The sequence below is a fragment of the Nostoc sp. PA-18-2419 genome, assembly GCF_005869855.1.
Lineage (GTDB): Bacteria > Cyanobacteriota > Cyanobacteriia > Cyanobacteriales > Nostocaceae > Nostoc.
Genome location: NZ_SZNH01000068.1, coordinates 1 through 14,857, shown reverse-complemented (window position 1 = coordinate 14,857; position 14,857 = coordinate 1). Strand labels below are relative to the sequence as shown.

Here is a 14,857-nt window from a genome sequence, read left to right as displayed (position 1 = left end):
CCAATAAGTTTTAGCCAATAAATTATGGTTGTATGGTGAACTCCCTTATCACGCTCGCTCGCTCAAAATCCCATGCCATTCACGTATGATCTTAAACAGTCTTGTTTTATCTCATCTGAGTATCCTTTTGGTGGACTATAGGCATCGATAAATTGACGACCACATTTTACACAAATGTGATTTTGCTTACCTCTTCGTTTACCATTTTTTCTAATCTCAGTAGAATCACAGTATGGATAATGCACAGTATTAAAACTCAATTCATCCCTATATTATGCAACGCCAATTTTGCTTGTCTTTGGTATCGCCTTTGATGCCTAATCCAGCGATACACACTTACATGGTKCTGACTTTTATTTATCAGGACTTACGCAACTGGCACAGTGCGATCACTAAAATATAGTATTTCTGTACTATCTAAAGGTTGCATACTTAAAGGGCATAGCTGAAATTAGTAACAGTAATCAGCTGTGTCAAATATTTTTCAAATCATGAGAAAATTAGTTGAAAATGCCTAAAATAAATCTTGAACCTATCCCACTAATCCCCAAAGATGATAGCCTATTTCTGAATTGAGAAAGGTGTATCAAGCGATGGCAGGACGTTTCGTGGGGTTAAGCGATTTGGAATGGAAATTATTTGAAGATATATTTCCTCCAGAACCAGAAAAATGTGGTAAGCGAATGCCTCATACACCGTACCGCTATCTGCTAAATAGTCTTTTATACATCTTGATTACTGGATGCCGATGGTGTGACATCCCAAAGGGAGATATATGGGCTTCAAAAAGCGCTTCGCACAGATGGTTAAAGCAATGGCGGGAGGATGGAACGTTTGAATATATACAGGCGCGTGTTCTTGCGATGCCTGCGGCGGGCTACGCCTACGCTGATGAGAAAGGTTTGATAAATTGGGACTTTGGGGCTGTTGATGGCTCTTTTTCCCCCAGGATCGGGAGGAGGTGAAGACGTTGCTTATGGTGGTAACGAAAAAGGAGTGTTAATCCATACACTTACACAGGGAAATGGAATGCCTTTAGCTAACTGTACAACTCCAGCCAACGGAAATGAAAGAGAGCAGGTATTACCACTGTTAGAAAAAGTCAAACTTAAAACTTTAAAGCCTGGTAGACCGCGTAAGAGAGTGAAGGTGTTAGCAACTGATAAAGGTTACGATTCAAAGGATAAACGCGCTGCTTTACGCAAACGAGGAATTAGACCTCAAAGATACTTTGGATGAGTGTCTTCTAGATATTCGTTCTGGGTTGGAACAGGAGGAGCAAGAGCAGGAAGATTAAGTCCGCCTATTCATTCGCGAGAATTCATCGCAAATTATTTTTCTCTCTTTATTTTTGCAAAATTGGGATGCTCCCCATCACTGAGCGATCGCAGAACTTTTCGGTCTACTGATTTTGTTGAGCTTAGGCATTCAACTAGGGGTAAAGTAAGCGCTGAAATTTGGTAACTAAACCAATGACACCTAAAGCGAGAATGCCTAACACGTCTGATGGTTCAGGTACTTGTACTGTTGAGGTAGTGCCACTTTTGATCTGAATAATTCGGTAGTTACCAGTATCTGCCACGTATACGTTGCTAGAAGAGTCCACTGCTACGCCAAATGGAACATAGAACTGCCCGCTACCATTGCCTTGAGTGCCAAAAGAGGTAAATGTACCACTAAAATCACTGGGATCAAACTGGACGATCCGGCTACCGTTATAAGTATCTGCCACGTAGACGTTGCCAGAAGAGTCTACTGCTAGGCCACTTGGAAAAGTGAACTGTCCGTTACCATTGCCACCAGTGCCAAAAGAGGTGAATGTACCGCTAAAATTACTGGGATCAAACCGGACAATCTGGTTGCTAGCATCTGATACGTAGACGTTGCCAGAAGAGTCTATTGCTACGCCATATGGATTAGCAAATCGCCCGTTACCAACGCCAGAAGTACCAAAAGAGGTGAATGTACCGCTAAAATTACTGGGATCAAACCGGACGATCCGCCCATTAGGCAAATCTGTTACATAGACTAAGCCAGAAGAGTCTACTGCTACGTTACGTGGACTAGCGAACTTCCCGTTACCGCCGCCAAAAGTGCCACCAAAAGAGGTGAATGTACCGCTAAAATTACTGGGATTAAACCGGACAATTCGGTAGTTACCAGTATCTGCCACGTAGATGTTGCCAGAAGAGTCTACTGCTACGCCTTGTGGACCAGCAAACTGCCCGTTACCATTGCCACCAGTCCCAAAGGAGGTAAATGTACCGCTAAAATTACTGGGATTAAACCTGTCTATTTGATTGCTATCATCATCTGCCACGTAGACGTTGCCAGAAGAATCTACTGCTAGGCCAAATGGAGTTTTGAATTGCCCGTTACCGCTGCCATAAGTACCACCAAAAGAGGTAATATAGGTCAAATCTGCTGCCCTCGCTACTAAGGCAGTTCCGAGCACCGTCGTAGTCATTAGTGCAACTATACCTGTTCTAATTACTGAGAACATATTTTTCCTTTACACTGTCACCGCTCAAACCACTGAGCCATTTTTACATAAAGGTAGGGACACTGTAAACAGCCGCAATTCAATCTGCAAAACCGACTCTGTGCAAAGTTTCTAGAAAATATATCACTTTCATCGTTTGATTCTGATTTGGTTTGACGGAGGATACTATGGCAAGAATTTTATCTACTGGGTCATTGATGTCTACTGTTGGATTTTGAGCGTTGTCACCTGCTACGAAGACAAGCCAAGATACAATAATAGACATTACTGAGACACCTTATTTATTTTTGCTTTCATGACAGTCTCAGCTTTTTTGTGCCAAATTAACCCGTCGAACTCACGTTAACATGATTGAGCCAAGTGGTATCAGCAGTCTTCCGGGAGAAGTGTATAAATTTAAAGGAAATCACAAAATACTACTAAATGACCCACAGTCAATTTGGGTAGTTAGATCTGGTGTGATCGCTGTAGTAGCGACTTTGAGTATAAACGGTGTCCCAGAAGGATCGCGCCACTATTTGTTCAGTACTAACCCTGGAGAAGCAATGTTCGGCACTCCATCTTGTTCGAGCAAGGAACAGCGTCAGTTGATGGCTGTGACTACAGGGAAAGCAGAACTCTTAAAAGTGTCTTTTCTAGAATTAAGTCGGCTAATTGTTGGCGCCGACACCTCAGCGATCGCCCTAGTCGAAAATTGGATTTGCCAACTAGATTCTATCTTCTCTGATGCCCCAACTCCTCAAATTTCGCTCCCAGGCATAACTAACCCTATACAGAGTTTGCAGACAAGATTTTTAGACTTGACCGATAGCCAAACTCTTCAGCCACAGTCAGGCAGTGTTTCATGGTTAGAGATTAGCCAGGGTAATGCTCAATGGATGGGATTAGATGGAATTACTATCGACAATAACTTTGGAATTTTACCTTTGAGTCCCAAAATGTGGCTGCGAGCAAACGGCACGGTTGAGTCTATTATATACCCTACCTCAGCAGTTCATGACCTAGATACCTTGGTTAGAGGTATAGCAAATTTACATAATCTGGTTTTGCAGTACATTGACCGCGTCGACCAGCAAGAAGTCCAGAAAACAAGGCTCAGGCTTCATCAGCGAGAAACTCTCGACCTCCAGATAACTGAGGAAACTTTGAGGAACTTGGCATCCATATTGCAGCCTCAACAACAGCAAAATTTTTCTTCTACAGATACCCCTTTACTAGTAGCGATGGGTGCAGTGGGGCGGGTACTAGGGGTAAAAATTCGTCCCCCAGCTAAGTCGGAGGACATGAGCCGGGTTAAAGATCCTCTTGAGGCAATCGGGCGAGCTTCAGGAGTGCGAATGCGTCGCGTCTTATTAACAGATCAATGGTGGTTTGAGGACTGCGGTCCCCTTCTAGGATATACGCAAAATAACTCCCCCGTAGCACTTATACCAGTGGGAAATAATCGCTATAATTTGTTCGATCCTGTGGCAATGACCCGCATTCCTGTCAATGCACAAATTGCCGCCACTTTGTCTCTAGAAGCTTATACATTCTATCGACCTCTACCAAACAGATCCTTGAAGGCTATGGATGTGTTGCAGTTTGCTCTCAAAGGCCGGGGCTGGGATTTGTTGGTGATTGCCATAGCTGCTATTTCTGCAACTCTACTCAATATGCTCATTCCCATATTCACAGGTCAGCTGGTAAACGAAGTGATTCCAAATGCTGAGCAGGGATTACTGTTTCAGATGGGAGCAGTTTTGTTTACTGCTGCGTTTGGAGTGGCAATTTTTAAGTTAACCCAAGGTTTTACCTTGCTACGATTGGAAGCCGCTTCAGACGCACTTACCCAAGCAGCAGTATGGGATCGAGTACTAAAGCTAAAAGCTTCCTTTTTTCGAGAATACTCTACAGGGGATCTACGTTCCCGCATATCAGCTATCACTGATATCCGTCGCCAACTCAGTGGCTCTACCCTGACAACGCTCCTTAGTAGTTTCTTTGCGTTGCTCAACCTGGGATTGATGTTCTACTACAGTTGGGAACTGGCCTTAGTAGCAAGCGTAATTACCCTATTATCCATTATTATTACAATAATCTACGGCATTCTGAAAGTCAATAAAAATCGCTTTCTACTAGCCTTGGAGGGGGAACTGTTTGGAATAGTGGTGCAGTTGCTTAATGGAGTTTCTAAACTGCGGGTTAGCGGAGCTGAAAAACGAGCCTTCGCTTATTGGGGAAAGCAGTATTACCAGCGAGCAAAACTGAATCTGGGTGTACAGATGATTGAAGATAGCCTCAATTTATTTAACGAGGTGCTATCTCCTGTAAGTTTAATTTTCCTGTTCTGGATTGCGGTGTTTTCGATTCGGTCTCAGGCTGGGGGTACTGCTGGACTGGCAATAGGTAGCTTTATAGCTTTCAATTCCGCTTTTAGTACCTTCATCAGCAGTGCTACTAGCTTGAGCAATACAATTGTTGACTCTTTAAATATTGTTAACTTGTGGCAGCGAGCCCAGCCAATTCTGCTAGCTCAACCAGAGGTGGATGACAACAAAGTTGACCCTGGTAGTCTTCTAGGCAGATTGGCGCTTGACCATGTGACGTTCCGCTATCGAGAGGATAGGCCGATCATTCTTGATGATGTAAGTATACATGCTGGGATCGGAGAATTTATCGCCTTAGTTGGAGGCTCTGGAAGTGGGAAATCTACTATCTTCCGATTACTATTAGGATTTGAAACTCCTGAAGCTGGTGTTGTGTACTATGACACTCAGGATTTGTCAAAGCTAAATCTCCAAGCAGTGCGCCGACAGATGGGAGTGGTGCTGCAAAACGGTAGATTACAGTCAGCTTCTATTTTCGATAACATTGCTGGAAGTGCCCTGATTACTGAAGAGGAAGCTTGGGAGGCAGCCAAAATGGCTGGTATAGCCGATGATATTGCGGCAATGCCAATGAAGATGCATACGGTTGTCAGCGAAGGGGGTAGTAATTTCTCTGGGGGGCAGCGGCAGAGGTTGCTAATTGCCAAAGCTCTAGCTTTAAAGCCTAAAATCTTGCTGTTTGACGAAGCGACCAGCGCTTTGGATAACAAAACTCAGGCGATCGTTAGCGCTAGTATGAATAAACTTCAGGTGACGCGGGTTGTAATTGCTCACCGCCTTAGTACCATCCGCAATGCTGACCGCATCTATGTCCTTCAAACAGGGCGGATTGTACAGCAGGGGAGTTTTGAAGAATTAGCAAACCAAGACGGGCTGTTTGCTCAGTTGATGGCTCGGCAGATGACTTAATCGGGAGCAACGCGATTTTTGGCGTTGCATAATTAAGGGATGAACTGTCGTGATTGTGCATCCAACCTGAACCGTAAGAACAGGCATCGCTGTGGTAAACAGAATTACATCTGTACTGCTTGCGATGTGCGTACCGCCCCGCTTCGCTAACGCCAATTTATAGAATCATATTCAAAACGCGGATACAACGATGAAATTAAAAAACAATGTCTCACCATGTATGTAAATGGCATTGGTTTTCGCGCCATTGAGCGGCTGACAAGAGTTAATCATAATACTGTAATCAATTGGGTGAGAGAAACCGCTCGAAAGCTACCAGATGCGCCTGAACATTTAGAAATTCCTAAAGTAGCACAAGTTGACGAGCTTGAAACATTTGCAGGTAAAAAAAACAAAATTTGCATATGGACGGCTGTAAATAATCGACTTCCAGGTATTTTAGCTTGGACTATAGCAGACCGTAGTGCTAAAACTTTTGCCAAACTGTGGAATAGGATTAAATGTTGGAAATGTTATTTTTACGTAACTGATGGATACCCAGTTTATCCATGTTTTATTGACGATTTTGACCAAATAATTAAAAAAACGGTGTTGCATAAGTGCGGGATGAATTAACAAATACAGGTATTTGTCTATACTTTAACGTGAGTTCGACAGAACTAAAAAATGGCAGGAGGTAGAGCAGGAAGGTCTTTTGGGTAAATGTCAATAGATGGTTTTTGAGGTAAATAGCTATAAGCAGCTAAAGAAGCCATCAAATTAACCAGAAAGTTAAAAGGGCTACGATGCCGAGAGTGTTCTACTTGGCATATATTTTTGAGATGGTCATTCACCGACTCAATCACTGCTCGCTTGCCTAAGAGAATTTTATCAATCAATTTAACTAAGCGATTTTTCATGTTCTTCTTGGATTTGRTAATTAATTCTAAACCTCGCTCATATAACTCCTCAAATAGTTTTTGAGAAATATATCCTCTATCTCCAAAAAGTTGAGCCAGTGCGTTGGGCGGCTCTGCCGACTTGAAGCAACTGGCGTTACCAATCAAATCCTCAGTYATTTCTGGTACTGGCTTTCGGTCATCTACATTCGCCGGAGTTAATTTGAATGCTAGCAATTCTCCTCGGTCATTAATTATTAAATGAAGCTTAAAGCCGAAGTGCCAACCAACAGAATTTTTACCCCAATTTACTAATCCTTTAAATACTTTATGTGCATGGGCGCGGCAATTATGGYAYACATTAATGGGAGTTGAATCGATAAAACTAATTCCTGTAATTTCTCCGGTTCTTGTATGCAAAAAACAGCACAATAGCATTAAGCACCACGGCATCAATTCCACAAATCTGTTGTAGCTGACTAGATTGGGAAAGGCCTGACRCCAACTAGGAAGTACGTGCAATGTGTAAAATTCCTTAAAGGTGCGATAACCGCTACCATGAAAAGCGATAACTATTGTCATCACTTCTGAGACGCATATCCTTGACTGAGTGCGACGCTCTCCTCTTGTCGATGGTAACTGTGGTCTTTGCTGCCATAAGTGTTGCCACTGCTTACAGAAGTCATCTAGATCACAAAATATTTGTGTGATATCCAGCCGAGATACAATGGTAGACATAGCCGAGACTCTCATTTTTTTTAGATATTCTTAGTCTGGGCCTTTTTTGTCACTTTTTGACCAATTCTCCATCAGTCGTAGCGATCGCTGTTGTGAGTGCCCCGTTTGCTAAATCTATACATAGCAAGCTTTTTGCCTTTTTCTAACCGTCGAACTCACGTAATATTAGTTGAGAACACAGAGCGTCAAGAGTTGGCGGAGCGATCGCATCTTCCACAGTTGCCAGCACATCAGTAGGAATATTCCCTAACGCAGTTCGCACACTGTCAACCGTAGCTATTACATCAAATTTAGCTAAATTATACCTCTGAGAGTCTGAGGGACTGGCTACAAATACTAGCGCTTTCAAATCACGCCTTCCAATTGGAGAAAAGCGGCGATCAGTATTTGCAGGGATGTAGAAAGAAAAAGGCGATCGCTGTTCGAGAGCTAACAACTGCCAATCACCATCAATCGGGGCGCATAGCCTTTCCCAACGCTAGAATTTTAGTTCGCTGTCTGCGGCTTCGATAAATAACAGAACTCGCAGTGGTTCTTGACTCTCCCGTAAAGCGCTGACAAAACCATCACGTATTTGAGCCTGAAACAAGGCTTTGCCTAAGACTGTACCATAATCCTTGGGTCTTGCTAGCAAGCTAGTCAGTTGTTGAACATCCTCTAGAGTTACCATCAGAGTTCCTTCACTGCGAATTGGTAGCAGTTCATCGGCGCGGGTGTGTTCTGCAACAATCGGCCAGTGATCGCCTGACTTGCGTTGGATGGTAATCTCAAAGGTGTTCATTGCTGAAATACTTTAATTTTTGCTGTTGCAGAGTTTGCGATCGCTTTTACCAACATTAGCACTGGGGTTGTTTAAATAGTCGTGCATCCAATCACACCCGTAAGTAAGTAGCCGTTCCAGATTCAAATTTTCCTGCCAATTCCACAGAATTACAGTCTTATCAGAGCTTGCTGAAGCAAGAGTCTTTCCATCAGGGCTGAAAGCGACTCCGACAACTGCATTGTTATGTCCTGACAAAGTTTTTATTAAAGTGCCGTCAATATTCCAGAGTTTGACTGTCTTATCTGCACTTGCAGAAGCAATAGTTTTGCCATCAAGGCTGAAAGCGACTGCCGAAACTGCATTGTTATGTCCTGGCAAAGTTTTTATTAAAGTGCCGTCAATATTCCAGAGTTTGACTGTCTTATCTGCACTTGCAGAAGCAATAGTCTTGCCATCAGGACTGAAAGCCACTCCCAAAACTGCATTGTTATGTCCTGGCAAAGTTTTTAGTAAAGTGCCGTCCGTATTCCAGAGCTTAACTGTTCCGTCACTATTTGCAGAGGCAATTATCTGATCTTTAGGGCTGAAACTGATACCCCAAATTAGATAATTCTCTCGCTCGAAAGTTTTTAGCAACTTCCCGTCAGCTGTATTAAACAATTGTAATTTCCCGTCCACAGATGCGGTGGCTATGATTTGACTATCAGGGCTAAAACTCACTCCTTTGACTTCAAACTGATTAGTTTTACCGTTATGTCCTTCTAACTTTCTCAAAAGAGTGCCATCTAAATTCCTAATTTGTACTTGCCTATCCCCCGCAGTTGTGGCAATCATCTGTCCATTAGGACTGAAAGCAACTGCGGTAATCGGCCCAAAATGCCATTGTCCAGTTTTTTGCACAGTTCCATCTGGGTTCCAGAGAGTCAGCCAACCATGTCCATTTGTTGTTGCAATTGTCTTTCCATCAGGGCTAAACGCAACTGCATACACTTGATCGTTATGTAAAAGAGCTTTCAGAGCAGTACCACCTAGCTGCCAAATTTTGACAATTCCATCATCACTTGCCGAAGCAATAGTCTTACCATCATGACTGAAAGCAACTGAGCGAACAGAACTCTGATGTCCATTAAGGGTTGTGAGCAATGTACCATTCTGTTGACTGTCTTTCTGCCACAGTTTGATTGTATTATCATTGCTTGCCGAGGCAATTATCCGACCCTCGGGGCTGAAACTGAGTCCCCAAATTGCATCGTCATGTCCTAGAAATGTGTTGTACAAAGTACCGTCTATATTCCAGAGTTTGACTGTTTTATTCACACCTCCCGTAGCCAGCATCTTTCCATCAGGACTAAAGGTTAAGACGTTAACCTGATTTGGATACCCAACATCAAGCTTTTTATGCCATGTGCCATCACTTTTCCAGAGTGTAGTCCCATACCAACCCCCAGCAGCAACCATCTGTCCGTCTGAGCTAATACTGACGGACTCTTGCACACCCATATCTCCTTCTAAGGTGTTTATAAGGGTATCGTTCTCTAGATTCCAAAGTTGTATAATTCCGCCTTTAGCTTGATTAGCTGTTACAAGTATCTTGCCATCAGCTTTAAAAGCGAGTGCAGCTATGGGGCCAAGCTGGGTTTTTAAGCTCTTGAGGGGTTGATCCCCTGCCAGACTCAATAGTAAAATGCGATCGCCAGCAGCCAAAGCCATAATCTTCTCAGTAGGGTTAAATATGACACTTGAAATCGGAACTAACCCTCTGTAGTTTCTAAATGTAAAAACTAAGTGACCGTCACAATCTAAGGCAAGTATCTGCTCATTATCAGTTGAAGCAACTACTGGCACATCAAATCTTTGTCCATTATTATTAGTAACTAAAACTTTTTGACCGTTATGAGGCCAGGGAATCGGCATACCATCTGGTTTCCAAAGTTGCACTATTCCATCTAAACTCTGAGTAACAATCATCTGATCATCAGAATTGAATGCTACTGAAGCAAGTTGACTTTTCACCTGTAAGCGGTTGTGTTCTTTAACCTCAGAAAACACATTTTGCAGCGTTCTTCTGACTTGATTTCCTAAATCAGCGTCAGGCCAGATTGCTTGCCAGAATGAATGTTGGAGCATTTTGCCTGTCTGCAAACCTTCTGCCACTGCCTCTAATTCTTGATGGGAGAGTAAAAGTGCTTTTGAGGATGCACTTAAAGCCTTAATTTGACCAATTTCTGCTTGTCTCCATTGAAAAACTGCAAATAGAGCGAATCCAAGCAAGCTCAAAATAGTTGTCCAAGCAATTCGCCACTTTTGTTGATGTTGACGCTGGCGCAACTCTACACAAGCATCAACATACTCAGTCTCAAGCTTATTCAAAAAATCAGATTGCTTAGATAGCATTTGTGCGTAGTCTAATCGTCCACCCTGAAGCTCTAAATACTCTTCTTTGCGTTGATTCTGATTCCAATCCAGTGCTGCATCACGAATTTTATCCCGCAGTTGCAAATGAATCCGGTTTTCGTTCAACCAGTTTTGCAACCTCGGCCAGTAACGAATCAAAGCTTCATGAGCAACTTCAACCTCTTCTCGATGGGTACTACTGTTCACACTAGTAACCACCAACCGCGCACCTTCACCTGCCAAATATCTGATCAGCTTTTTGATTTGTGCCTGTTCTCCACCAACAGGCACTAATTCTTCTAACTCAACTCGCCGTCGCGTATCTCGTCGTTTCTCACCTTGTACAGCTTCTTCATCCAAGCGGGTTAAGCGCACAAAGATATTCTGTACTTGCTTTTGCTCTTGGGATGATAAACGTTTGTAAACATCATCAGCAGTCTGAGAAATTGCCATTTTCACACCACCAATCGCTTCATACTGCTGACACCGCAACCATCTTCCTTCTCGCCGTTTCCACAACTCAAACAATGCGTGTTGCAGTAATGGCATTGCTCCTGGTTCTCCTTGGACTTCATCTAAAATGGAATTACTCAAACCAGCTTCAAAACGCAAACCCACTTTTGCAGCCTGCATTTCCATTGCTTGACGTAACTGGGCTAAATCCATAGAAGCAATTAATTCTTGTCTCACTTGCATCATTTCTTTAAGTTTGGGGTAAGTTGCACACTCTCCCCAAAAGTCTGCCCGCATCGTAATTATCACTTTTTGCTGCTGGCTAAGACTGATTAATTGCTCGATGAATTTTTGTCTTTGCGCTTCATCACTACAGAGAGTAAACAATTCTTCAAACTGGTCTATCACCAATACAAAATTCTGGCCTTGAAATGTTGATAGACTTGTTTGCAGTGCAGCAATTGGTTCACTAGTTGGAGCCATGTAAGCCATCTGGAGGTTTGGCTGCTGGCTTTGTAGTGCTGGAATTAATCCTGCCAATACCACTGATGATTTACCACTACCAGAAGCCCCTAACACAGGTAAAAAATTGTCTTGCGCCAGTTTTTCTTGTAGTTTTGCAATTAACTGCTCCCGCCCAAAGAAAAACTCGCGGTCTTCCAAGCGGAACGGGTATAATCCTCGAAAGGGACAGCGTGAGTCGTAAGCTGGTGGTTCTGTACCCAATGCCAAAGCTGGAAAACTCAAATCCAAGACTTCGCTACATATCTTATTGATTACGTCCAAAGCCTGCTGTTGTTCTTGCAACGCCTCCTTGGTTTCAGTACCCAATGTTTTATTCAGGACTGCTGTTTGGGTACTCAATTCATCACATAGTACAGGCGCACGTTCTGGTAGTAATTTTGCTAAATAATCTAAACCATACTTGATCTCCTTAGATGTCAGTGGACGGTCTGGAGTATCGCTAAATACCGATCGCCCACCCAAACGGCTAAAAAGTGCGGGAACAGTGATGTCATATCTATCCTGCAATCCAGCTGTAGCTTCGCTCAATGCTAAATCTACATTGCCATGTACTCTCAATTTTTGATAAAAAGTGGTAGCTAAAGCTTGAGCAGTTTTTATACTAACTTTGTCCGTCATTGCCACGACGGCGGGTATACCTAATTCTCTAACTAAGCGTTGTGCTAATCCACTCATTGCTCCTGTTGCTTCTACTGTATTACTGGCACTTTCGCAAGTGGACAAAAAAGCAAAATGCGGTGCGCGGCTCAAGTTAGTCAGCTTGTCGATTAAGGTAGTGGCATCAACTGGTGCAACTTGATTATCATCGGTTGCCAAATAAAGTGCAGTTTCTTTATTAGATAACAACTTACCATGGCAGACGAAGTGGATTAAGGTATAATATTTTTCATCATTAGTAAGACACTGCATCAGTGCGTCCAAGGTGGGCGGCCCTACTGCTCCATCAACTGTTGCTAACACGTCAGTTGGAATGTCCCCAAAGGCAGCTTTCACACTAGTCACCGCCGCCTCTACATCAAAATGGTCGAGTTGGTATTTCCCTAATCCAGATGGGCTGGCAGCTACAATCAGTGCCTGCAAGTCTCGTCGCCCAATGGCAGGGAAAAGCTGCTCTGTAATTGTGGGAATGTAGAGAGAAAAAGGTGTCCTTTGGTTGAGAAATAAAAAATCCCAGTCTCCATCTAATGGAGAGCAAAGTTTTTGCCACTGTAATTCCTTGAGGTCGTCAGCTTCGACGTATAGCAGTACATGAAGATATTTTTCAGTGTTTTTGCTATCTTCAAGACTTGCCAAGGCTTGAACAAAAGCATCACGTATACCATCATTAAATAATGTTTTGCCTAATATTGTGCCGTACTTCCTTGGCTGGGAGCTTAATGCTCTGAGTGTGACAAGATCATCTTCACCACTGATATTAAGGATACCTTGACGGCGGATAGGAACAAGTTGACCTGGTTTAGTATGTTCGACAACTACAGGCCAGCTATCTTTATATTTACGTTGAATTGTAATTTCAAAGATATTCATAATTTCAATGCCTGAAGTAAATTATTTACGGCTGATACAGTTGTTTGAATTTGTTCAACTTCCGACGCTGGAGCTTGCTGAACTTTTTCTAAAAAGGTTTCTAACGATTTAATTAAATCCAACTTCGCTGGCTGTAATACAGATACTTCTGCTGTTGTAGGTGCGGCTGGCAAAGTCACTTTTTCAATGACTGGCCGCTCTATAGCGTTTTCATCACCAACAGGTAGCCGCACTGCGGGGTCGCCAATAATTGTGTAACTCCGAGCATCATTGTTGGCTGTCCACATAGTAGCTATGGCTGAGTCATCAGCTTTTGCACCAAATTTAATTTCTTCTAGTTGAACACTCAAATCAGATGAAAGTTCAGCATAACGCTGGTTGAAAAACTCCATCGCCGATCCCACAGGATGCCCTTCCATCAAGCGTTTTAAAGAACTTTGGAAGACTTGCAACTGCGCTCCAGCCCTCTCCCATATAAAAGAATATCCCCATGCTCGCTCGACATGACCAACTACAGCTAATGCTCCTCCTTGGGGATGACTCAGCAAGCGTCGTGGTAAAGGAGCAACAAAAGCGCGTGGAGCAATAGTTGACCTTTCGTTAGTTGGGGCAAAATCATCGAATTTAGGTGTACCAGCACCATAGCAGGCAAAATGAATGGCGATTAATCCCAGCAAGCGATCGCTTACACTAATGTCATCCGCAGAAAAATAAAAATCTTCGGGAATTTTTTCTCTCCACTGGAGTGGTCCTGGCCAATCTTGGCAGAGTAACCCCCCTTGGTGGCGTTCTTGTCGTGGGTCGCCATTCGGAAAACCCATCCCGTGACTTGCTGTAAATAACAAGCTAGAAGTTTGCTCACCACCTAATAATTGCCCTAACCGAGCTTTTGTAGCTTCATCTTTAAGAATAGTTTGAATATTCCAGCTTGCTTGGTCTTGGGCTATCCATTCAGCTAGGGGTTTGATTAGTTGGTCAGCACTAAGTTGAGTTGCTTGGTCGCCACTGTTCCGCACGCCGAAAAAACTAGCACTGCGCGGTAGTGAGAGCTTACCTGTTTCTGCTTCGACAACACTATGAGCATACTGAGCATATTCTTCTAATGTGTCAAAATAAATTCTACCTACTGCATACTGCACATCAAGTTGGTACTGAAAGCTATAGGGAATAGTTTCTGGGTCACCGACAATCAGTAGGTAGTAAGGCATCTTATCAGGGTCGGCAGGCCCTTGCCCTACTTGATGACGTGCCAAAAACTTAGTTTTCGTCTCGCCCGGACGATAGGCTTTAACGCCGATATACTCCTGATAATAATGTTCTTTGTTTTGGGTGGCTTGCTTTTTACGCAATTCTAATAATGGGCTAAGTGCTTCTCTAATTGCTGGGTCAGCATTAGACCTCTTGCAAAAATATTTTATGGTATGATATTGGGTTTTGTCGCTTGAATCAATCTACTTATGCGATACGAGCAAACAAAAAAGTTATCGAATCGGCAGTTCAAACGTTTGGTTGGGGTGCAACAACGCACGTTTGATGAAATGATTAAGGTGTTAAAAGATGCAGCTAATTTGAAGCAAACACGAGGTTATCCAAACAAGTTAAGCTTGGAAGACCAAGCTTTAGTTTGCTTACAATATTGGCGGGAATACCGAACTTACTTCCACATTGCTAGGGAGTGGGAAATATCACACGAGGTTATCCAAACAAGTTAAGCTTGGAAGACCAAGCTTTAGTTTGCTTACAATATTGGCGGGAATACCGAACTTACTTCCACATTGCTAGTGAGTGGGAAATATCA

The 14,857-nt window shown here is 43.0% G+C and carries 12 protein-coding genes and 2 pseudogenes; 6 read left to right on the top strand and 8 right to left on the bottom strand.

Annotated elements, in window-relative coordinates; genetic code table 11:
* Positions 1-65: 65 nt before the first annotated feature.
* A pseudogene (locus FCR06_RS31070) lies at positions 66-245 on the bottom strand (IS1 family transposase); the annotation flags it as partial.
* 348 nt (positions 246-593) lie between these two features.
* Here FCR06_RS31070 and FCR06_RS31065 point away from each other — a divergent pair.
* On the top strand, positions 594-965 hold the full coding sequence (locus FCR06_RS31065; RefSeq protein ID WP_138506665.1) for a transposase: 372 nt from the start codon (positions 594-596) through the stop codon (positions 963-965).
* Entirely contained in the window at positions 931-1,239 is a 309-nt protein-coding gene (locus tag FCR06_RS31060; RefSeq protein ID WP_138506663.1) for a transposase, read from the top strand. The genes FCR06_RS31065 and FCR06_RS31060 overlap by 35 nt, the downstream gene beginning before the upstream one ends.
* Before the next feature lie 193 nt (positions 1,240-1,432).
* Here FCR06_RS31060 and FCR06_RS31055 read toward each other — a convergent pair whose 3' ends face one another.
* Together FCR06_RS31055 and FCR06_RS31050 are read right to left on the bottom strand one after the other, a co-directional pair.
* Positions 1,433-2,467, bottom strand: coding sequence for a 6-bladed beta-propeller (locus FCR06_RS31055; protein WP_189523651.1), 1,035 nt, complete (start codon positions 2,465-2,467; stop codon positions 1,433-1,435).
* Between the two features lie 115 nt (positions 2,468-2,582).
* Complete coding sequence (locus FCR06_RS31050; RefSeq protein WP_138506658.1) at positions 2,583-2,768, bottom strand: hypothetical protein; 186 nt, start codon at positions 2,766-2,768, stop codon at positions 2,583-2,585.
* An 82-nt stretch (positions 2,769-2,850) separates the two neighbouring features.
* Between FCR06_RS31050 and FCR06_RS31045 the strand changes: the two genes are divergently transcribed.
* Together FCR06_RS31045 and FCR06_RS31040 are read left to right on the top strand one after the other, a co-directional pair.
* Entirely contained in the window at positions 2,851-5,781 is a 2,931-nt protein-coding gene (locus FCR06_RS31045) for an NHLP bacteriocin export ABC transporter permease/ATPase subunit (protein ID WP_138506656.1), read from the top strand.
* A gap of 39 nt (positions 5,782-5,820) precedes the next feature.
* Positions 5,821-6,366, top strand: a pseudogene (locus FCR06_RS31040) (IS1 family transposase); the annotation flags it as partial.
* A gap of 74 nt (positions 6,367-6,440) precedes the next feature.
* On the opposite strand, the gene FCR06_RS31035 reads toward FCR06_RS31040, so the two are convergent.
* The 5 genes from FCR06_RS31035 to FCR06_RS31020 form a co-directional block, all read right to left on the bottom strand.
* Positions 6,441-7,376 carry an IS982 family transposase gene (locus tag FCR06_RS31035; protein ID WP_138506667.1) on the bottom strand — a complete coding sequence of 312 codons (936 nt, stop codon included), beginning with the start codon at positions 7,374-7,376 and terminating at the stop codon, positions 6,441-6,443.
* A gap of 163 nt (positions 7,377-7,539) precedes the next feature.
* Complete coding sequence (locus FCR06_RS33220; RefSeq protein WP_189523650.1) at positions 7,540-7,833, bottom strand: hypothetical protein; 294 nt, start codon at positions 7,831-7,833, stop codon at positions 7,540-7,542.
* 42 nt (positions 7,834-7,875) lie between these two features.
* Positions 7,876-8,178 (bottom strand): hypothetical protein, encoded by a 303-nt coding sequence (locus tag FCR06_RS33215; protein ID WP_189523649.1) that lies wholly within the window; start codon positions 8,176-8,178, stop codon positions 7,876-7,878.
* A 12-nt stretch (positions 8,179-8,190) separates the two neighbouring features.
* Complete coding sequence (locus FCR06_RS31025) at positions 8,191-13,059, bottom strand: CHAT domain-containing protein (protein ID WP_138506652.1); 4,869 nt, start codon at positions 13,057-13,059, stop codon at positions 8,191-8,193.
* Positions 13,056-14,408, bottom strand: coding sequence for a C25 family cysteine peptidase (locus FCR06_RS31020; protein ID WP_223280378.1), 1,353 nt, complete (start codon positions 14,406-14,408; stop codon positions 13,056-13,058). The genes FCR06_RS31025 and FCR06_RS31020 overlap by 4 nt, the downstream gene beginning before the upstream one ends.
* Before the next feature lie 108 nt (positions 14,409-14,516).
* Here FCR06_RS31020 and FCR06_RS31015 point away from each other — a divergent pair, with 108 nt between their 5' ends.
* Both FCR06_RS31015 and FCR06_RS31010 read left to right on the top strand, forming a co-directional pair.
* A complete protein-coding gene (locus FCR06_RS31015; RefSeq protein ID WP_138506648.1) occupies positions 14,517-14,771 on the top strand; it encodes a helix-turn-helix domain-containing protein in 255 nt (84 codons plus the stop codon).
* Positions 14,735-14,857 (top strand): helix-turn-helix domain-containing protein (locus FCR06_RS31010; protein WP_411268032.1); only part of this gene is annotated, 123 nt, incomplete at its 3' end. The genes FCR06_RS31015 and FCR06_RS31010, both read left to right, overlap by 37 nt.

Coding starts and splice junctions, on each gene's coding strand:
- FCR06_RS31015 (WP_138506648.1), top strand. CDS start 14,517: ATGCGATACGAGCAAACAAAAAAGTTATCGAATCGGCAGTTCAAACGT.
- FCR06_RS31065 (WP_138506665.1), top strand. CDS start 594: ATGGCAGGACGTTTCGTGGGGTTAAGCGATTTGGAATGGAAATTATTT.
- FCR06_RS31050 (WP_138506658.1), bottom strand. CDS start 2,768: ATGTCTATTATTGTATCTTGGCTTGTCTTCGTAGCAGGTGACAACGCT.
- FCR06_RS31055 (WP_189523651.1), bottom strand. CDS start 2,467: ATGACTACGACGGTGCTCGGAACTGCCTTAGTAGCGAGGGCAGCAGAT.
- FCR06_RS31025 (WP_138506652.1), bottom strand. CDS start 13,059: ATGAATATCTTTGAAATTACAATTCAACGTAAATATAAAGATAGCTGG.
- FCR06_RS31045 (WP_138506656.1), top strand. CDS start 2,851: ATGATTGAGCCAAGTGGTATCAGCAGTCTTCCGGGAGAAGTGTATAAA.
- FCR06_RS33215 (WP_189523649.1), bottom strand. CDS start 8,178: ATGAACACCTTTGAGATTACCATCCAACGCAAGTCAGGCGATCACTGG.
- FCR06_RS31060 (WP_138506663.1), top strand. CDS start 931: ATGGCTCTTTTTCCCCCAGGATCGGGAGGAGGTGAAGACGTTGCTTAT.